Source organism: Methanobrevibacter boviskoreani JH1, from assembly GCF_000320505.1.
In the GTDB taxonomy this organism is placed as follows: Archaea; Methanobacteriota; Methanobacteria; order Methanobacteriales; family Methanobacteriaceae; genus Methanarmilla; species Methanarmilla boviskoreani.
In genome coordinates, this window is record NZ_BAGX02000020.1 from 342,501 (window position 1) to 364,035 (window position 21,535).

Here is a 21,535-nt window from a genome sequence, read left to right on the forward strand (position 1 = left end):
AAATACTATTAAATATATGAATATAGTATTATCTGGAACCGGTAGTGCAGTTGGAAAAACTACCATTGCAACAGGGATTATGGGTGCTTTATCAAAGGAACATAAGATTCAGCCTTTTAAGGTAGGTCCTGATTTTATAGACCCCTCATATCATACACTTGCAACTGGAAACTATTCAAGAAATCTTGACTCTTTCTTTATGAATGATTATCAGATTAATCATTGTTATAAAAGGGCATTGGATATTTCCAATTCTAAAATTGGTATTATTGAGGGAGTAAGAGGTTTATATGAAGGTATAGGTCCTATAGGGGATGTGGGAAATACTGCATCTATTGCTAAATCTTTAAATGCGCCTATTGTTTTGATTATAGATTCTAGAAGTTTGGTTAAAAGTGCCTCTGCTCTAGTTTTAGGTTTTAAGCAATTAGACCCTGAACTTAATATTCAAGGGGTAATATTAAACAAGGTTAAGGGTAAAAAACACTATCTTAAAACTAAAGAGGGTATTGAGACATTAACTGACACTAAGGTTATTGGCGGTATCCCTAGAAACGAGGATATTGAGGTAATGCAACGCCATCTAGGTCTGGTTCCAGCTTTGGAAAAGGATAACATTAGGAACAATATTAATAAATGGGTGGAAACCGTAGAGGAATATATTGATTTAGACGCTTTGTTGGAAATCATGGGGGACTATTCCTCTGATTCAAATAAATCTATTAAACAACGGTCTAAACCTTCAATACCTTATGGGGAACCTTTTAGAAAGGAAGATTCAAATGAACTTTGGAAGGCTGGGAATAAACAACCTATAAAAATCGCAGTTGCCCGTGATGAGGTATTTTCTTTCTATTATCAAGAGAATTTGGAGGCTTTAGAAGATAATGGAGCTAAAATTATAGAGTTCAGTCCTTTTAAGGATGAGGAATTGCCTGATGCCGACGGTTTATATGTAGGTGGAGGATATCCTGAATTGTTTATTAAGGAACTTGAGGAAAACTCATCTATGAGACAATCCATATATAACTTCTACAATGACGGTGGCAAAATCTATGGGGAATGTGGAGGCTTAATCTATCTTTCAAAATCAATAGACGGCAAGAAAATGTGTAACATTCTACCATATACCTCACAGATGAATAAAAGAGTCCAGGGATTGTCCTATACCATAGCAGAATCCAAGGAAGATAATGTCATTGCTAAAAAGGGAGAGCTTATTAGAGGTCATGAATTCCATTATACCTCAATAAATACTGATGACAGTACCAGATTCGGATTAGACGTTAAAAGGGGTCGTGGAATTACAGGCTCTGAAGATGGAATCCTACAGGATAATATCTTAGCAAGCTACATTCATGTCCATGCCTGCTCCCATCCGAATTTCGCATATAACTTTACCCAGTATATTAATGAACACTAAGGGATAGTTTTACTTTAATTCTTTATTTAAATTAAATAGATTATTTTATGAATTATAAATTAGACTAAGGGATATTATGAGATATAGAGAAATAGATTGGTTCAATCCTTACATTTTAATACTGTTATTAATATTGTTTGTTTTAATATCCTTACCAATCCATTTTAAATCAAGGCCTCTTCTTCCATTTCCCTCAGGTCAATTATTTTTATATATTCTAATAGGCATGATTTTTCTATCATTAGGTATAGAATCCTCAATTTATATTCTTAAAAAATCAAAAACATTAAAAAATATTAAAAAACGATCAAGTGATGTATATTCTAAGGATGACAATACCAAAAATTTAACTGATTATAGAATATCTTTAAAAGAGCTTCCATTATTTGGAAATTATTTAAGAATTGAATCAGTTCTTATTGTACTAATTCTTTTTAGCCTGGTCTTACAGTTGATCAATTTTTATAATTTAGGAGGTATACCATTATTCAGCGGATACCTTAAAAGTAAAGCTGCAACCAGGATTTGGTTCTTATCTTTTATGTTATTTCTACCTTCCATTAACATTTTACTTTCAAAATACAATAGGAAAACTCATTATGTCCTATTGTTCTTGGGACTTCTATGTTTTGCCCTAACAGGTTATAGGACAACTCCTATTGCAATATTACTCTCAAGCTTCATAACAATATTCTATACCCGCAATATTTCAAGAAAAACCAAGATATTATTTGTTGCATTGATAATTGTTTTACTTTTGGCCATCGGTTTTATTGCCGTTAGATCAATAGAATGGCAGCATTGGACATTAAATCCCCTGGAGTTAATATCTTACAGGGCGGCCTTTACCCTAAATGTTCTGGATAGAATCACATATCACCAGGCCATTACCGGTGGAAATCTATTATACTCCACTTTAACAGGTTATTTCACCTCAACTGATCCACGTGTATTGGTAGGTGAGGCTGTTCTTTTAAAACATCATTCCATTACCTCCACCATATTTGGTCCTGTGCTATTGGACTTTGGTGCTATTGGAATGATTATCCAAATGTTTCTAATGGGTTTTGTCCTTGGAACACTACACATATTACAGAAATACAATCATGGGGTATGCACAGCTTTCTATTCAATCATATTGGCCCAAAGCATCATATGGTTGGAGACAGGTCCAACTGATTTAATAGTCTTCATATTCTATATAATCGGTATTTTATTGATTGTATATAACCTAAATATTATTCATAAACAAAACAATTAACTTTTCATTTTTTTTAATATTTTATTTAATATTTCCCTTTCAATGATTAAAGATTTATAAAATGTACTTTTTGACAAATGGCTTTAATTTAAATATTTAGTCATATAAACTATTCTATGTTAAATATTATATCAATTAAAAAATTCAAGATTGGCGGTTTTTAATGGTAGATTCCAAGAATTCAAAAGATATATCTAAAAAATACAATAAAAATAATTCAGTTGAATCATTATTATCTGAGATAGGAATGGATGCTGATGAGTTTAAAAAAGAGTTTGGAGTATCTGTTGATGAATTTGATGATGATATAGGCGAGTCAGTATATCAATTGTTGGATGAGCTGGATCTTTTAGATGAGGAGTATAAGGACAATCAAGTGGAACGTGCTAATACATCTGGTTTCAGTTTAAACTCAAATAAAGTGGAAGACTTTAATCTTGAGGATGCCGATGAGGATTCAGATGATGAGTATCACTCACAGATTAAAAAAATTGAAAGACAAATTCAGGATAACCTAAATGATGAGGAATCTATCTCAGGCGGAATCAAAACCGTCCGTGACTTTTTTGAAGAGAATAAATATGTAAGTCAAAATGATAACGATATTGATGAGGTAAGAACCATTGCATTCGCATGTGAGATAGCACCTGCAAAAACCATTATTCCCGTAATTAAACTCTTAAAAAAATTGGAAAGTGAAGGTAAATTACATTGGAAAACCACAAGAATTATAGGACTTGCTCATGGTAAAGGTGTTGATGAGTTACTTAATCAATACTGTGATGTAGTATATTATATAGGTCAAGGTAGAAGTGCCAACCAATCAGATTCTGGAAGATTCCAGTTAGCTAGTTTGATTTTAAGGGACATCTATAAAGCAACCAGGGCCATGATTGGAGAGCAAATAGATTTACTTGTAACCTGTGGTAATGCAGGGGATGTCAGAAAATCAATTTCCGCCGCAAAATTACTTAGAACGCCTGTCCTACATATTGAGCAGGATATCTACAATCCAATTGAAATCATATCCCAGGCTAATTTAATCACTGTTCCATCAAAGGATTATGAATACTATCTTAAAATACAGTATGGTCTTAGGAATGTAGTTAACATTGGTGGATATCCAATGGCAGCATATGTTGATAACGAGATTAAAAATAACAAACTAGTTTCTAAAGAAGAAATTACAGAAAAATATGGATTTGAACATTATATTCTAGTTTTATTAGGTGGGGACCTTAAAAAGGAAGATTTAACTGATTTGATTCCACTTATTGATGGCTTTGACTATCCAACATTAATCGCCCCTTACAGATTTGATAAGGGATATGTTGAAGATTTATCAAAGTCTAGTAAGGTTAAGATTCTGGATAACTATGTGGATATTCTAAGTTTAACAAACTCTGCAGATGCTTTAATCTATGGTGCAGGTATGGGAATGACAATAGAGGCCGGTGTATTAAAGGTTCCTTCTGTAAAGATTTATGGTTATCATGTATTCCATAGTAGTATAAATCTGGCTAAGGAATTGAACATTCCAATCGTTCAGATATGGGATATTCCAAGGGCTTTAAGAAAACTCTATCCTCCAACAGGAGACATTGTTAAGGATGGGCAGGAGGCTATCTATAACATTGTAAGATTGATTAATAATTTTGATTACTCCCTTAAGAAAGGTAATATTAGAAGTACATTCAAGATATGGAGAGCAAGATCTAAATTTAGAAAAAGCCATAAATAATTTAAAGTTATTTTTAATTTTGATAGGCCCTGTCAATTTTTTTATATTAATTTTAGACTAATTTTTTAATAAAGTATTACTTCCTTATCTTGTTTAATAAAAGTATTTTACTGTAATTTTTTTTATTATTTTAATATCATTCTAATCAAAGCGAACTTTTTTTATTCATATTATAAAATATTATTTGATTCCTATTCTATTAAAAAACAATTTTAAACAACTTTCACATCTTTAATATATTTAATGCCAGCTATTTTTTTAAATCAATCCTCTAATATCCTTTTTTATTTTGATTTTTAATTATACTATATAAATTTTTCGTTTTTAATAGTATCAAAAGGTCTTTATAAGTAATACTATAAATTATTACTTGTGATATTATGGTTGTAAAAATTGGAATTGTAAAAAGTGGAAATATTGGTGCTTCACCAGTATTAGAATTATTATTAGATGAAAGAGCAGACAGACCTAACATTGATGTTAGAGTATTTACTTCTGGTGCTAAAATGAACCCAGAACAAGTAGAAGATGTAGTACCAAAAGTCAAAGATTTCGATCCTGACTTTGTAATGTTCTCAAGTCCTAACCCAACCGCACCAGGTCCTGCAAAAGCAAGAGAACTCTTATCCGAAATGGATGTTCCTGCATTCATCATTGGTGATGCTCCAGGAAAACGTGCTAAAGACGAAATGGATGAACAAGGTATTGGTTACATCATTGTTGAAGCTGATTCAATGATTGGTGCAAGAAGAGAATGGTTAGACCCTACTGAAATGTCCGTATTCAACTCAGATCTTATTAAAGTATTAGCATGTACTGGTGCTTACAGATTAATCCAAAACACTATCGACGGAGTAATCGCACAAGCTGATGCTGGAGAAGAAATTGAATTACCAAAACTTGTTATTAATGCTCAAAAAGCTGTAGATGCAGCTGGATTTACCAGTCCATATGCAAAAGCAAAAGCATATGCTGCATATGAAATGTGTGCTAAAGTAGCAGACCTTGATATGAAAGGTTGTTTCATGATGAAAAACTATGAAGAATTCTTACCTGTAGTAGCTGCTGCACACGAAATGGCTTCTGCTGCTGCTCAATTAGCTACTGAAGCAAGAGAAATTGAAAAAGCAAATGATACTGTATTAAGAACCCCACACATGAGTGACGGTTCCACAGGTAAAAAAGTTAACTTAATTTCAAAACCAGAATAAATCTAATAGATAAATAAGTAGTATTTCACTACTTATTATCATCTTTCTATTAGATTCCACTTTTTTAAAATCATTTAATTTATTTACTTAGTCTATACTTTTCTAGTTTTACTTATTTTATTCGTTTTTAGTTGTTATTCTGTTTTATTAGCTATTTCTATTGGTTTTATTAATTGTTTATTGAAATTAGATTTTTTTATTTAGTTTTTTATTTATTTTATTAGTTTTCACTGTTTCTTCCATATGATATTGGCTTTTTAAGTTTTTTAGTTGTTATTCTGTTTTATTAGCTATTTCTATTGGTTTTATTAATTGTTTATTGAAATTAGATTTCTAGATTTACTTATCCTTACAGTATTTTATTGGATATCTAGTTAAATCAAATAAGAAGATTCCATTAAAAAAACGGTTTATAAAAAAGTCAAAATTAAAATAATATATAAGGGTATAAAAAAGAGTAAAAAAAAGAAAAAGGGATTATAAAACTCCTTTTGTACTTGGAATCTTATCGTGTTCTATTTTTGATGCTTCTTTAAGAGTTTTTGCAAATGCTTTAAAGAGGGCTTCGGCTTTATGATGATCATTTGAACCTTTGGCCTTTCCATAGAAGTTTAATTTCGCTGAATTTGCAAATGATTCAAAGAAATGTATGATATTGTCGCTTGTGATATCTCCTATTTTATCATTTTTGAATTGAACATCTAAGTTACAATAACTACGTCCACTAATGTCTATTGCAACTAGAGCTATTGAATCATCCATAGGTACTATTCCGTCAGACATTCTTTTAATACCTTTTTTATCACCTATGGCCTCTAGAAAAGCCTCACCTAATACAATTCCAACATCTTCTACAGTGTGATGATCATCTACTTCAATATCCCCTTTAGCTTTAATATTCAAATCAATAAAACTATGACGTGAAAATGATTCTAACATGTGATTTAAGAAGTGGATTCCCGTATCAATATTATAGTTACCTTCTCCATCAATATTTATTTCAAGTGTAATATCTGTCTCAGATGTTTTTCTTGAAATTTTAGCTTTTCTCTCCATTAACATCACTTTAACTTTTATTAAAATAAAATAATCCTTGATAATCTATTCATTTAACCAGGATCTATGAACTCTAATAGCATCTCTGCGGCATTTCATTTCACATAACATACAAACATGACAATATTGTAAGTTTGATGCATGCGCAATCTTATCTATTTTCCAAATTTTCCTACCTTTTGGACAAACTTCTTGGCAGTTTCCACATCCGTTGCATCTATTTTCATCTACTGTTATATGTATAATATGGAACACCCCATCTTTGTTATAATTTTAAAGTTGCAATAGAAACAGCTTTAAATCCAATATATACTTCTTTTCCAATGGTTAATTTTAAATCGTTAGATGCGGAAACTGTAATATCTGCACAGATTTCAATTCCATCTACATCTACTTTAAGTCTAATCATCTCATTTTCCAATTTCATTTCAATGATTTTACCTTTTAAAACATTACGAATACTAGATTCTTGAGGTTCTAACATAATAAAAATATTGTCATAACTGATTAAAGCAAGAATCTTATCTCCTACTTTATATTCCTCATGTAAAGGAATGGTTAACTCAGTATTTTTCATTTGTATTTTCATTACACCTTTAGGTTCATCTATTTCAAGAACAGTAGCCTCGATTTCATTTACATCACGATGAAGTTCCATAATGGCATTGATTTTTTTACATTCTTTTAGAATCATTTTACCTTCATCGGTTAAGGTGGTACTACCTCCACCACCTTTTCCACCTTTATTAGTGCTTACAATTGCTATGTCTAAACCTTTTTCAATCTTATCAATATAATTTAATGCGGTTCTGTAAGATACATCTGTAAGCTTTGCAGCTTTTGTGATGGAATTAGTGGTATTAATATTTTTTAAAAGATTAAATTTCTTTTCATCTAGTAAAAATGTTTTACCATCTAGGTTTATCTTATATTCTACTCCGGCTGTTACTTCTGTCATAAAAATTACCTACCCTAAAAAATATTATATCTATTTATATTTTTTCTAATTAAAATATTTTTATTTTATAATCCTGGGATAGGATTTTATTAGAATATTATCTTAATATGATATTTTTAATAGGAATTTATTTTTAATTTATAATGGTTTTATTTATTTTTAAGCAATTTTGAAATCTTAAAATAATATGCTGAGTTTTAACTTTAAGAGTATTTTTTTATTGAAATTAGTTATAGTTTGAATAATTTTTAAAAAAGCTTTACTTAAAGTCAGTTAAGATATTAGGTTTTTACAAAAATAGTTTTATATTGGCTTTTAATCAGTCATTTTTAACTTAAAAAATAGTTTTATATTGATCTTAATCATACTTCATTTAAAAGGTTATTTTACTGGTATACAATTATTATTTTCACCTTTTTTAATCTAATTTTTAATTAAAAATAGTTCTGATTATTTAAAGATTTAAAAAAAGTTTTAGTAAAGATTAAAATCTCTACTTTAAAAATTAGTTCTTGCTTATTCCATTCTCTTCAATAAATCTAACGATTTTTAGATAAACTCCTTTAAGGGGACCTAATTTATTTTGCAGATTTTTCATTTGTTCAATATCCTCTGTTTCAAATATTTTAAGAATTACTAAAGCCAGTATATAGACTATAGGACTTACAACTATTCCAAGTACTAAACCATATGGATTATTCGGAATAAATAGAATTGCTAATCCCATGATTAAAGACGCAAAAATTACCTTCATTATTTTTCCATGTTGAATTTTGGCTTTTGTGACTCTAAATGTTATATAAACTGTCGGAATCATTAATATAAATGTTGCAAGAGTTGTAGCTAATGCCCCTCCAGCTATACCATATTCTTGTATTAAAAACCAATTTAATATTGCATTTAATCCAGATCCACATAATAGAATATACATTGAGATTCTAGGATATCCTATTCCCTGAATTATACTGTTTGAAACTGCATATATGGAATAAAAGGTCATACCAAGTACAAGTATGGATAAAGCCAGTGCCCCGGAGGTGTATGCTGGATTTGTAAAGTATACAATTCTCATAATGGACTTTGAAAATATTGCTGTAAATATACACAGTGGAGCTGTTAGAAGCAAGGAGTATTCATATGATTTGAATACATAATTATCTAACTGTTTCTTGTTTTTGGTACTATATGCTGCAGATGCTGCAGGTAGTATTGTAGTTGCAATTGAGGTGGATACGATTAAAGGCAATCTTGCAATCGGATCTGCTGCAGTATAATAACCGATTAATGAGTCAGATAAGAAAACACCCATAATCAATGTGGATATACTGAATATAACCATTTCAGCTATTGCGGTAATGGTTACAGGAATTGAAAATAGAACCAACTGTTTTGCAAGTTTAAGCTCATCTTTTTTAGTAAATACCCAGTTCGGATCCTCTGTTTTCTGTATATATTCTCCCATATATTTTTTATAGATATATACTCCGGATATTGAACTTGCAAAGAATCCTACTACTGAACCTAAAACCGCACCAAATGCTTGAAGTCCAATAAGTACAAAAGCTGTTGCACATAAAATCATGAATATTTGTTCCACAGCCCTTGTTGCAACGATGTATTCCATTTTATAAACTGCCTGGAATGCGCCTCTAAACGCTCCAACAATTACACTAAAAGGAGTGATTAAACCAACAGCCTCTAAAGGTAATAATGCATTGGGGTTATGGAAAATATCGTTTGCAAGCCATGGTGCTATTAGGAATATCATCAGAAATCCCATAACCAGTCCTAAAATAATCATTATCTTTAGGGATGTTAGAATGGTCTGTCTTGCAAGATTCTTTTGGTCTGTGGCATTATACTCTGCAACATATTTGGCAATTGCAGGTGGAAGACCTCCTGCAGCAAGTATCTGGAATATTCCTTGAAATGGAAGTGTTAAACCTAGAATACCATACATTGCAGGTCCTAATAATGTAGCCATTAAAAAACGATAGAGGTATCCTCCTATACGAAATATTACATTACCGATTAATATAAAGAAACTACCTCTAGCTAACTTAGAATCCGCCATAATTTTACACCATAACTATCTATAAATATCTATACATATTTAAATATTTTCATAAATTTTACAATTTTTATTGATTTTGTACTTTTTTTATTTAAATTTTAGATTTTGATTAAATGAAATACAATTTTTTAATAAAAAATGAACCTTTATAAATAGTGGATTGTTATTTTTTTAATTATTGTATATACTTATCTACAAATTTTATAAATTGATTTAAAGTTCTATCTAATGCCTCAAATCCGTATCTGTCCTTTTTGACCTCTTCAAGACTATCCTTGGACCAGAAACATGGACCTAAATTGGAGCCAAATGGACCGCCACTTACTGGAATGATTCCATGTAATATATAGTAGGTATTTATTTCCTGAATTGCAAGTTCCTGACCACCAACACGGTCACCACCTACGGTTATGCTCATACCAATTTTGCCTCTTAGAATATCATAATCTATTGCCTCTAAGGCTCTGGTTCTATCCATGATACATTTGGTCTGAGCACTGATTCCTCCATTATGCATAGGAGATCCAATGATAATTCCGTCGGCCTCTTTAAGAAGCTCATATACAGGATACATATCATCCTCATTAATACATTTCTTGTGTTCAATACAATAATCGCAGTGGTAGCATGGAGCTATTCTCTTACCACTTACACTTGTAAAAGCAGTTCTAAAACCCTCATCCTCTAAGGCTTTTAGTGCATATTTTACTAGGTAATCTGTAGATTCCTCCCTTGGACTTCCACAAATACCTAGTATTAATTTCTCCTTTCTTGACATAATAATATTATATCTTTATATAAATTTATTCTTTATTATTGGAATATTGAATTCTATCTTTAACGAAACAATATTAAATGTTGGCTTTTATTTAAACCCTTTTTTAAATCGTTTCAGATTTAACCTATCTTAACAGCTGTTTACAGATTCTGTTTTAAGTAAAAAAATGCTGCTTTAATTAAACTATTTTTTAACTATATTTTTCCTGTTTTTAATCTCTTTAGTTAAATCTACCAGCAATGGTTTTTTAATAAATTTTGTTGTAGTTTATAACATTTTTTTTATAAATATGTATAAATAAAAGAAATAAGATAACTATAATAATAGAACTTAATATGATTAATATCTATTTTTGATTATGGTGTAATTATGAAACAATCTAAAGGTGTTGTTAAGAAGTATTCAAGAGAATATACTAGAACCTTAAAAAGTGGTAAAAAGAAGAAATACAAAACAGAGCAGGTTCAAATTACAATACCAAAACAGGATAATGTTTTTGAAAATAATGAAGATGTTTTAATCCTTCCTTATTCTGAAAATCCATTTGAGGAATATGAAAAAACTTTATCAGATTTAAAGACTAAATATGAGACTTTAATGGATGAAAACAATCAATTAAAGGAGAAAGTTGCATCATATGAAACTAAATCATCCCTTGATAATCTGGAATCTAATGGTTCTCTATCCAGTTTGGAATCCAATAGTCAATCCGAAATGGAATCTAGATTACCTTCTATAGATTCTACAAATCTGGGAGAATCTAATTTAAACTCATTATCAGATGATGGTACATCTAATGATTCTCAAATGGGCACTGATAAAAAAGATTCAAACAATCCTGAAAAGCCTATTGAGGATAAAGCTGATAAAGGTTTAGACAATCTTAAATCTATAGGGGATAGTGTTAACAAAGATTCAGATGATCTTGAAAAACCGGCAGAGAGTAAACTGATAAGTGAAGAAAGTTTTAGAAATGACTATAAGGATGATATCATTTATAATCTTCAAGAGGAGTATATCGATTTAACTAAAAGATATGAAGAGCTTCAAAAAGAGCTATCTTTACTTAAAAACGATCAACTATCCAATGAATATTTAATCAGAAGACTTAAAAAATTCATATTGAATCTCGAATAGTCTTTATAAATAACTTTTTTTTAGATTTATAATTAATTTTAAATTAAAATAATATTATTTAAATTATAAAAATTCATTTTAAGAAGATTAAATAGTGTTTATAAATTTAATCAAATCTTAAATAAATTTTTAATCATGTATGATTTTGTTTTCATTATTTCGTTCTCTTCTTGTAGGGAATTTATGCTATTTTTAAGCAATTTATTTTCTGATTTTAATTCATTAATTTCATTTTTTAATTGTGTGATATCTGATTTATATTCGCTATTTGTATTAAACGGTAACCATTTTAATGTTATTTCAATTATTTCACCATTTTTAACATCTTTGTGATATTTTAATGGTTTATCATGGGTTATTAACTGGTTTCTATTTAGTTGTTCCTCTCCATTAACAATGAAACTAATGTAATCGATGTAAATTGGGAAGCGTTGGTTTAATTTGTCTCTAATATCCTTACTTCTTAAGGTGACATTTAATTTCCCATCGTTGATACATTTAAACTTTATGGATACATTGTTTATTGAACTTTCTATAACATATCCTTTTCCTTTTTCATCATTAAACCATTCTGGTGAGTTGATTTTAGAGGATTTATCCGAAATGTTAATTATATCAATATTATTTTCATCATTGTTCATGTTTTTAATGTCGATTCTTGCAATGTTATATGGTAAAATTTGATTGAAAATTTCATTTTTTATTCTGTTTTGATTTGGTATCTGGATAAAATGGTTTAACCAATCAAAGATATTGTTATTAAATTTATTTTTATTAAAATCAACATCATTAATAATTTTTAATACTCCTATGGAAGATATTACTGGCTGTAAAGGATAGTAGTCGTGGTTATTAACATATTTTAGAATATTGTGATATAATTTTTTTGAGAAGTAAATTTCAAAGGTTTTTTCAAAGGAGTTTGATGAAAATACTTCTTTGATATATTTATTAATAGAATTATGTGTTATTGAATTATTGGATTTTATTAAACTTTTATTGGTTAAATTTTTCATTTGTTTACTGCTTTTAGATAAAAATTCAGGTTTTTCAAGTTTAAGGGGATATTTTTCATTAATTTTTTTAGCAAATTCAATTGTCTCTTTATTTATGGATCTTCCACCTTGAAACTTAAAATCTAAAAGTTTTGGACAGTACCTTGTAAATATTAGAGCTATTAATAAGTTACCATCTTTAATATTTTCATTAAATCTATCTAATTTATATAATTCCTTATCCATAAGGGGAGCTAATTTATAATTATTTGATAGTAAGCTTTCTAATATTGATTTACAAGAATGGTTTCTAGTTCTAACTTCTTTATACAATAATGTTGTTAATATAGGTAGATTTTGTTTTATATTGTAATCTTTTTGTAATTCTTCAAGGGATTTTTCTATGATATTTTTTGTAGGGTTTTTTAACTCTTCTGAATAATCTGATGCTCGCTTTAAACATTTATTCATATATTCTTCTGGAGTATCAATCCAATATTCCCTTATACATTCACCACTGTATCCTACAATTTTAAATATTTGATCTTCATGATATCCTAAATTATAGTACATTTGTTTATGAAAACAAAGTTTGCTATAAAAAGATATGTTGATCGGGGTTTTAATTGATTTGAAACCTGTTGTGGAGGGATGTAGTTCTGTATTTAATTTAAACTTATAATATTCGGAAATTGAAGATGCAATTTCAAAATCTTCTTTATGTGTAAATAAATTATCATTTATTGAATGAACGTTTATTTGATTTAAATCGATATTAGACCGTAATATTAATAATAATGTTAATCTTGAATCAAAACCACCACTTAAATCAATATTAAGATAGTGTTTTTTTTCGAATAATTTCCTAATTATTTTAACCCATTTATCAACCCAATTATCTAAGGTTTTTATACCTTCTTTAGAATTAACTTCAATACTATCTTCTTTATAGTCAATCTTTTCAAAGTCTAATCTTTTTGAATTAATATTGATTTTTAAAGTATAATTTCTAGGAATGATTTGAATTTCATTAATCATTGTGCTTTTATATGAAATTGCACATAAATCTGCAGCAATAAAAGATTTAGCACAGTCTTCATTTAAAGAAATAGGATATTTATCTTTTAGATATTCAACTAATTTTAGAAAGGAATTGGCGATAACGAATATATTATTATACTCATATAAATATAGTCCATAGGATCCAAAGAAATCTTGTGAAATAATAATCTGATTATTATCTTTAGATATATCTATATATGCCCCGTCTCCTTCTAATTTAATATCTTTATTAAACTCTTTTGATGTGATAATTTCATTATTGTAAATTGTGTATCCATAGAATTTTGATTCCACATTGTTTAAATTATTTGAATCAATTATAAAAAAATTATCTTCTATAATATTATTTTCTTCCATATTCATCCCCTTGAATTTTATAAATTTCTATATTTCCTAGAAATTTACATTGTACTATCTATTTATTAGATTGACCTAATATATTTTTTATTATTTTGCATTCCTCTAAAGAATTTACTTTAAATTAACATGGAAAAAATAAGTAAAAAATAATTTAAAAAAAAGTAAATTGATTCTATATTTAATTATTGTTTTTTTTATTTTATAAAAAAGAGTAAATTGAAAAACTATTTATTAGTATCTTCTTGAAAAAAGCTATCTAGACATTTATTGATTTGGTAATAGTTTCATTATTGGTAAAAAAAGGTATAAAATTAGAATATGATTTAAATTTCCTCATCATCATCAAGGTTAGGATTGTATCCTCCCCTATAGCCTTGTGGTCTTCTTTGGAAATGGTTTGAGGTTTCCTGTTCATAGTTAGGATTCCATCTTTTAAGGTTAGGTAGGAAGGTAATTAATACACCAGTCGCATCTGATTCCCTTAAATCAGGATTTTTATCCATCATCTCTTGTGCTTTTTTAACAATCATGTCCTCTACTGTTAAATCCGGTTCTGTAAATTCTCCATTTTGATAACAGTCTGCACAGTAATATTCATTTTTACTTCCATCTTTGTTTGTCCCTAATTCGTCTCCTCTACTCATAGGTTTACCACAAGAATTACAAAAACCCATAAAAATCACCTTAAGAAAATTATTATTATTATTCATTTATTCTAAATGAATTATAAAAAGTTTTTTATTAAAAAAAGAGTTGGTCTATAAAATTAAAAAAAAGAGTAAAAATAGTTTTTATAAAACTATTTAGATGGTTTCATCTTCATCGAGAGCAAGTCTCATATTGTCTGGATCTACTGGGAAGTGTGCTAAGAAATCGTCAGCAGCTCTTCTTGGATCTTTTGAACCAATAATGTATCTTCCAGCAATAATAATGTCTGCTCCTTTAGATGTAGCCTCTTCGACTTTTTCAGGAGTGATTCCGCCTGCTACAGCAACTAAACCTCCATCCATAATTTCTTTGATAGCTTTAATATTACCCCATTCGGTCATATTACTGGTATCTTCACCTTTTTCAGCTTTGGTAGTTTCTAGATCTACATTTCTGTGGAGTAAAACTATGTTAGGTTTGAGTTCAGGTTTAAGTTGTTTGAGTTTACCTTCAAAGTCATCTACATTCATCATATCTAATATGGAGTAGATTCCTTGTTTTTGAGCCTCATGGATTGCTTTTTCAATAGATTCAACAGTTCCAAGACCTGAGATTGCAACAGCATCTGCAGTCTCATCTGCAGCCATTTTAACTTCTACTCTTCCAACATCTAAGGTTTTTAAATCAGCAATAATAAATGCGTCAGGACGTAATTCTCTGATTTTACCTACAACACCAACACCAAATTTCTTAACGAGTGGTGTACCTGCTTCAATAAGGATTCTTTCTCTTTGAGGTAATGCATTCATTATGTTTTTAACAGCATCAAGATTATCTAAATCAAGTGCTACTTGTAAGTATGGAGGGTTCCATAATCTTTGTACTTTGAATCCCATTATTGGGTGAGTTCCACGATCTTTTTCTGCTAATACTTTATTGATATCAGGATATCCTTTCATTGCTCTTCTAATTGCTAATTTGGTTGCACCATAGTTGTATTGGTAAATTTTTCTGTAGTTTTCTGCTTCTGGATGTACATAAACAGATACAACTAAAACAATGTCATCAATTTTATCTTTAGGAAGAATTCCTTCCTCTACAGCATCTGCTACTGCTCTACCTACTGCAGTCTGTGCAGGTCCAAATACTTTACTTGCATCTTCTAAATTTCCAACTGTTACTTTAGGTACAATTGCAGTTGCAGGTTTGGTCATTAAGTTAGGTCTAATGACAGTAAGAAGAGGTGTGTGACCTACAGAAAGATTTGCTAAAGCATTTGCAAAAGCATTTCCAACAGGACCTTCTTTATCTCCAATCATTAAATCAACATGAGCTAATTCGTTTCCGTCTCCAATAAGAGCTTCTCCTATATTATACATTTCATATCCTCCAATTATAATAAATCAATTACTGATTTTTAGAGTAATTCTAGATTTATAACCATGATATATTATGTTTTTAAATACATAAATATTTTAATTTTTTTTTAATGTTATTGATTGTAAAATTCTTTTAAATTTTAGATTGATATACATTCAAACTTTAAAGAATTTCCATATTAAATTTAGATTCTGGTTTTTTTATTAATTTTAATTTCAATTATTCTTTTTTCATTATTTGTAATCAGTTTCATTACTATTGCAATGGTTTTGGTTTTTTATTATTCCTTTTTCATGAAAAAAGATGATTTAATATCTTAAAAATTAAGATATTAATTTTAACACCTAGAAGTGTATTCTTTGAGCGGTGTTTCTTGGAATTGGTAATCTTCTATAAGGCATTCCTTTGTTTTTATTAGATACTTCCTGGATTAATTCATCAATAGTCATATCTACTTTCTCGCCGGTTTCCCTTACAGTTACCTGTACAGTATCTGATTCAAGTTCCTTATCACCAACAACAAATATGTATGGAATCCACTCTTTGGATGCGTTTCTTATTTTCTTACCTACCCTATCTTCACTGTTATCAACATCTACACGGATATTGTTAGCTTGGATCTTATCAGCTAATTGGTTTGCATAGTCAAGATGTTTATCAGCAATCGGTAAGATCCTAACTTGTATTGGACTTAACCAAGTTGGAAGCATAGGAGCCCTTTCGTCCTTTTCAATTGCGGTCTTTTCAAGTAAACTACAGATAACCCTTTCGATACTTCCTGTAGGTGAACAATGTAGGATTGTTGGATGATGTTCCTTCTCATCTTCCCCGATATAGTTAATATCGAAACGTTTTCCACTTTCAACATCGATTTGTACAGTTGGGTTTTCAATTGGTCTACCTAAGTAATCGATTGCTGCAAAGTCTATTTTACAACTCCAGTAGTGTTTTCTTTCAGGTAAGATTTCTAAAAGCATTGGTTTTCCAATTCTTCTTGCTGTGTTATACATCCATTCCTTATGTTCGTCATAGAAGTCCTGGGTAGCCCTGAAGATAATCTCATAATTGACATCAAGATCTACACCGGTCTGTACACACATGTCTACCTGTTTATCAAATTCAACTAATGTTGAATCCATATCCTTACAGAAACTGTGGAAATCAGGCATTGTAAATGCTCTTAATCTTTTAAGACCTACTACTTCACCTTTTTGCTCATATCTGAAACTGTAGGTTGAAAGCTCATAGACCTTAGCAGGTAGGTTTTTCCATGTTAGGAAGGTATCTCCCATTACTCTGAATGCACCGAAACAACATGCAAACCTAAGCATTAAAGGATTTTTAGTTGCAGTCCTGTATTGTCTTTCACCGAATTTAGCTGCATGTTCCCTAATGGCATCATTCTCTAGGTTGTAGAAGATTGGTGTTTCAATAGGCATTGCACCTTGATCTACAACTAAGTTGTAAACATAATCAGATAATAAATCACGTACTAAACGACCTTTAGGATACCATTTAAGGTTTCCAACATCGGAAGCACTTTCATAATCACATAACTCTTTTTCTCTCATTAGTTTAACATGAGGAGGTTCAACTTCCTCGGACTCACCATGACCTAATTCGTTTTTAACCAATTTCTCTAATTGTCCTTTGTTGGTGTAGTCGTATTTATCACAATCTGAAAGCTGACCGTCTTCTAGGATGAACCATTTGGAACCTGGTCCCTTGTCCTTTTCCTCTTCGTCATCGTCTTCCATATCGGCAGTGATGGTTCTTGAAAGTTCACTTAATGGATGTCCTTTACAGGATAATTGGAATCCTTTATACCAACCGAATGGTACTCTGAATACATCATAATCGTCCTCTTTTAAGAGTTCCTCAGCTTCTTTCAATATTTCAATAGCAAATTTAGGGGAACCTAATGAGGAAGATAAATGTGCATATGGATATAATACTACATTTTCTGCTTTAACTTCGTCATAAACTTTTTTAACTTCTTTAACTAAATTTTTTGCAATTGCATCAGGGTTTTTTTCATCCTCTTTTTCAACAGATGTAAAAACAACTAATGACTCATCAAAAGCTCCATTTTTTTTAGCTTCATCAATTTCTTCAGCTACAGGAGTTTTATTTTTTGTCTCGTATTTAATATAATCTGAGTGAATGAGTAATACTCGCATTTAATCACCTTTTTGATAAAATAATAAAATTTAAAATAAATCAATTATATAAAAATTAGAAAATTTCTTAAATTTAATTTTAATATAATAATTAAATTTATGTTATAATAATATTTATAGTATATTTTTTTTAATGATTTTCATCTGGTCATTTTGGTTTTCTCATAATTTTAAAAAAATTGAACCATTAACTAATCCTTGATTTTTTTATTATAACTTATAAGTTAAACTTAATATGATTGTTTTAATTCTTTTCTTATTTTTTATTTGAATTATAGAAACTCATTTAATTAATCTTTAGATTCTTAATATTGCCTTATTTATTAATACTGGTCCCTTAATCCTTTTTTTAGATTTTTTATTAATAAATAATTAAATTATAAGTTATAACTTATAAGCATTTTTTTTAAATTAAAGCAGTTATAACTTATAAATTATATTTAAAAAGTATTAAAAAAATAGGGCTGTTATTCCAGTTTAAGATTAACATGTGGATTTTCGTCTGATGCATCCCTAAAAGTATCTATAAGTTTTTCATCTAAGTTAGACGAATCATTGATTGTAATTAATGTTTCAATTCCTATTTCTGTTAAACAATCATATAACGCATCTAGATTCTCTCCATAATAGTCTGGAAAATCAAACTTCTCTTTAAGATATCTATGATAATCTGATTTTAGTCTTTCCCCCTCTAAATATATGTTTTTCATTTAAATCAACCGATTCTCCTTTAATATACTTAATTTACTATATTTTTCAGTATTATGATTGTAATCCACTTCTTTAATTTAGTCTATTTTTAGTATTGAAGATTATAATTAACTATCTTAATTTAACTGTTAATCTAAACTAATTTAGTTTTGTAAATGTTTTGTAGTGATTAGATGTGTAATAGATATCATAATCTGTGGTGGAATATACTATACGTTTGGAGCCTCTTGAATCTGTTCCATTTGTATCAATGTCACACTCAATATAGTTTTCCCCACTTGGCAAAACCTCCTGACGGTTGGTAAACCTGTCTCCACCTATACTCTTTCCAGGAGCATATTCCTCAACAGATCCTCCTCTCCATCCCAGTTTTCTTGCATCGCTTTTTGTAATGTAATTTGACGGCAGTTTATGGAATTTCTCGATATATAAAGCAACATCATCCTTACTATTATAGTGGCCATTTTCTGATATTGCGGAACCATCACTTATCTGATTTTGATTGAAGGTGTTGTTTGCCTGGAAATAGCCGTATAATCCAAGGGCTATTAAGATAATGACTATAAAAATAAATAAAACCTTAATTTTCCTATCCATTCCAATCTCCTTTTTTAAATACTATTCAATATTATATGATATTTTTTTGATAAAATTATTTCTAAAGTTATTGGTTGAACCTTATTTAATCAATTTTTTATAAAATGAATTATAGATATAAAATTACTATTTATTTTAATTATATTATTATTTAAGTGATCATATGAAAAGTGATAATATTAAGAAAGGTCCACAAAGAGCACCACACAGGTCTCTTTTAAGAGCTTGTGGACTTAAAGATGAAGATTTTAATAAACCATTTATTGGTATTGCAAACAGTTATGTAGAAATTGTTCCAGGTCATATACACCTTAGGGAATTAGTCGAATATGTAAAAAAAGGTATCCGTGATGCTGGAGGAATTCCTTTTGAATTTAACACAATGGCAATCTGTGACGGTATTGCAATGAACCATGAAGGTATGAAATATTCCCTTCCTTCAAGGGAAATAGTTGTAAGTACCGTGGAGAGTATGGCAAAGGGTCATAGTTTAGATGGTCTTGTATTAATGCCATCCTGTGATAAGGTTGTTCCAGGTATGTTAATGGCTGCTGGTAGGGTGGATGTTCCTTCCATTGTTGTAACTGGAGGACCAATGGAACCAGGTCATTTTAAAGGTAAAAATGCAGATTTAATCACTGTTTATGAGGCATGTGGTGAATTGTCTGCAGGAAAAATCACAGAAGATGATTTAGATGAACTTGAACACTGTGCTTGTCCAGGGGCAGGTAGTTGTTCCGGTTTATTTACAGCAAACACAATGGCTTGTATTACAGAAACATTAGGTATGTCCCTTCCACACTGCGCTACCGCACTAGCATTGTCCGAGGATAAGAAAAAAATAGCATATGAATCAGGTAAACGTATTGTGGAAATGATTAAAGAGGATTTAAAACCTTCTGACATCATGACACAGGACGCATTTGAAAATGCGATTGCAATGGATATGGCACTTGGTGGATCCAGTAACACCGCACTTCATATTCCGGCTATTGCAGCAGAACTTGAGGATAAAGGTGTTTCTGTAAACATCGATTTATTTGATGAAATCAGTAATGAAATTCCTCATATCACATTATTATCCCCTGCAGGTCAAAGTACTATGAAGGATTTACATGAGGCTGGAGGCATACCTGCAGTGTTAAAATCACTTCAATCTAAATTAAATACCGATTGTTTAACCTGTAGCGGTAAGACCATTGCCGAGATAATAGACGAGGCAGAAATTAAGGATTCAGATTTAATCCGTCCATTAGATAATCCTATTCACAAGGAAGGTGGACTTGCAATATTGAAAGGTAATCTTGCACCAAACGGTTCAATCGTTAAAAGGGGAGCAGTACCTGATGATCTATTACATCTTAAAGGACCTGCAAAAATCTATGAATCAGAAGAGGATGCTGTTGAAGCTATCTTTGGTCATGAAATCAAAGAGGGGGATATCCTTGTTATCCGCTGTGAAGGACCAAAAGGTGGACCAGGTATGAGAGAGATGTTAAACCCAACATCTGCTATTATGGGTATGGGCATTAAGAATGTAGGTCTCATCACCGATGGAAGATTCTCAGGTGGTACCAGAGGTCCATGTATAGGACATGTCTCTCCTGAGGCTATGAGCGGAGGTCCAATAGGACTTATTAAAGACGGGGATATCATCGAAATCGATATTCTAAACAAAAAACTTAATGTGGAATTAAGTGATGAGGAATTAGAAGAAAGGAGGAAAACTGTAAAACTTCCTGAAAAACCAGTATCTGGTTGGTTGGATATTTACAGAAGATCTGTCTCATCTGCAGATGAAGGAGCTATTTTAAGATAGCTCCCTTAATCTATCTTTTAATCTTTAACTATTCTTTTTTAAGAATTTATCAAAATCTATTTTTTTAATCAAAATAACATTTTTATATAATAGAATTTATAAACTTAAATTATAATATAAATAATTGTAATTTTTATAATTTAT

The 21,535-nt window shown here is 30.0% G+C and carries 17 protein-coding genes; 6 read left to right on the top strand and 11 right to left on the bottom strand.

Translation table 11 applies throughout. The annotated features are described in order from the left end of the window. Positions 1–16: 16 nt before the first annotated feature. The 4 genes from cfbB (at position 17) to ON24_RS05635 (ending at position 5,636) form a co-directional block, all read left to right on the top strand. A complete protein-coding gene (gene cfbB, locus ON24_RS05620; RefSeq protein WP_040682208.1) occupies positions 17–1,423 on the top strand; it encodes a Ni-sirohydrochlorin a,c-diamide synthase in 1,407 nt (468 codons plus the stop codon). Between the two features lie 76 nt (positions 1,424–1,499). After that, the gene (locus ON24_RS05625; protein ID WP_040682209.1) at positions 1,500–2,684 is read left to right on the top strand and encodes an oligosaccharide repeat unit polymerase family protein; all 1,185 of its coding nucleotides are present in this window, start codon (positions 1,500–1,502) and stop codon (positions 2,682–2,684) included. Between the two features lie 163 nt (positions 2,685–2,847). Beyond that, positions 2,848–4,425 carry a glycosyltransferase family protein gene (locus ON24_RS05630; RefSeq protein WP_050553569.1) on the top strand — a complete coding sequence of 526 codons (1,578 nt, stop codon included), beginning with the start codon at positions 2,848–2,850 and terminating at the stop codon, positions 4,423–4,425. Positions 4,426–4,805: 380 nt separating this feature from the next. Continuing rightward, positions 4,806–5,636 (top strand): F420-dependent methylenetetrahydromethanopterin dehydrogenase, encoded by an 831-nt coding sequence (locus ON24_RS05635; RefSeq protein ID WP_040682210.1) that lies wholly within the window; start codon positions 4,806–4,808, stop codon positions 5,634–5,636. A 477-nt stretch (positions 5,637–6,113) separates the two neighbouring features. Here the strand turns inward: ON24_RS05635 and hisB are convergent, their stop codons facing one another. The 5 genes from hisB to ON24_RS05655 all read right to left on the bottom strand — a co-directional run bounded on the left by hisB (position 6,114) and on the right by ON24_RS05655 (position 10,502). After that, positions 6,114–6,692, bottom strand: a complete 579-nt coding sequence (hisB, locus tag ON24_RS05640) for an imidazoleglycerol-phosphate dehydratase HisB (RefSeq protein ID WP_040682211.1) — start codon at positions 6,690–6,692, stop codon at positions 6,114–6,116. 45 nt (positions 6,693–6,737) lie between these two features. Beyond that, positions 6,738–6,947: a 4Fe-4S dicluster domain-containing protein gene (locus tag ON24_RS09135; RefSeq protein ID WP_232216518.1), complete on the bottom strand. Its 210-nt coding sequence runs from the start codon at positions 6,945–6,947 to the stop codon at positions 6,738–6,740. A 10-nt stretch (positions 6,948–6,957) separates the two neighbouring features. Beyond that, on the bottom strand, positions 6,958–7,650 hold the full coding sequence (locus ON24_RS05645) for a winged helix-turn-helix domain-containing protein (RefSeq protein WP_016357668.1): 693 nt from the start codon (positions 7,648–7,650) through the stop codon (positions 6,958–6,960). Positions 7,651–8,155: 505 nt separating this feature from the next. Further along, complete coding sequence (locus ON24_RS05650; RefSeq protein WP_040682212.1) at positions 8,156–9,724, bottom strand: flippase; 1,569 nt, start codon at positions 9,722–9,724, stop codon at positions 8,156–8,158. A gap of 175 nt (positions 9,725–9,899) precedes the next feature. Next, a complete protein-coding gene (locus ON24_RS05655) occupies positions 9,900–10,502 on the bottom strand; it encodes a flavodoxin family protein (RefSeq protein ID WP_016357670.1) in 603 nt (200 codons plus the stop codon). 369 nt (positions 10,503–10,871) lie between these two features. Between ON24_RS05655 and ON24_RS05660 the strand changes: the two genes are divergently transcribed. Beyond that, the gene (locus ON24_RS05660; protein WP_040682213.1) at positions 10,872–11,639 is read left to right on the top strand and encodes a hypothetical protein; all 768 of its coding nucleotides are present in this window, start codon (positions 10,872–10,874) and stop codon (positions 11,637–11,639) included. 110 nt (positions 11,640–11,749) lie between these two features. Here ON24_RS05660 and ON24_RS05665 read toward each other — a convergent pair whose 3' ends face one another. The 6 genes from ON24_RS05665 to ON24_RS05690 form a co-directional block, all read right to left on the bottom strand. Beyond that, complete coding sequence (locus tag ON24_RS05665) at positions 11,750–14,053, bottom strand: hypothetical protein (protein ID WP_040682214.1); 2,304 nt, start codon at positions 14,051–14,053, stop codon at positions 11,750–11,752. Between the two features lie 326 nt (positions 14,054–14,379). Then, a complete protein-coding gene (locus tag ON24_RS05670; protein ID WP_016357672.1) occupies positions 14,380–14,730 on the bottom strand; it encodes a zinc ribbon domain-containing protein in 351 nt (116 codons plus the stop codon). A gap of 129 nt (positions 14,731–14,859) precedes the next feature. Further along, entirely contained in the window at positions 14,860–16,083 is a 1,224-nt protein-coding gene (locus tag ON24_RS05675) for a bifunctional 5,6,7,8-tetrahydromethanopterin hydro-lyase/3-hexulose-6-phosphate synthase (RefSeq protein ID WP_016357673.1), read from the bottom strand. Between the two features lie 345 nt (positions 16,084–16,428). Then, positions 16,429–18,264, bottom strand: a complete 1,836-nt coding sequence (locus ON24_RS05680) for a threonine--tRNA ligase (protein ID WP_040682215.1) — start codon at positions 18,262–18,264, stop codon at positions 16,429–16,431. 467 nt (positions 18,265–18,731) lie between these two features. Further along, positions 18,732–18,974, bottom strand: a complete 243-nt coding sequence (locus ON24_RS05685) for a barstar family protein (RefSeq protein ID WP_040682216.1) — start codon at positions 18,972–18,974, stop codon at positions 18,732–18,734. 139 nt (positions 18,975–19,113) lie between these two features. Further along, a complete protein-coding gene (locus ON24_RS05690) occupies positions 19,114–19,572 on the bottom strand; it encodes a ribonuclease domain-containing protein (protein ID WP_040682217.1) in 459 nt (152 codons plus the stop codon). A gap of 163 nt (positions 19,573–19,735) precedes the next feature. Between ON24_RS05690 and ilvD the strand changes: the two genes are divergently transcribed. Beyond that, the gene (gene ilvD / locus ON24_RS05695; RefSeq protein WP_040682218.1) at positions 19,736–21,391 is read left to right on the top strand and encodes a dihydroxy-acid dehydratase; all 1,656 of its coding nucleotides are present in this window, start codon (positions 19,736–19,738) and stop codon (positions 21,389–21,391) included. The last annotated feature ends 144 nt before the right edge of the window (positions 21,392–21,535 follow it).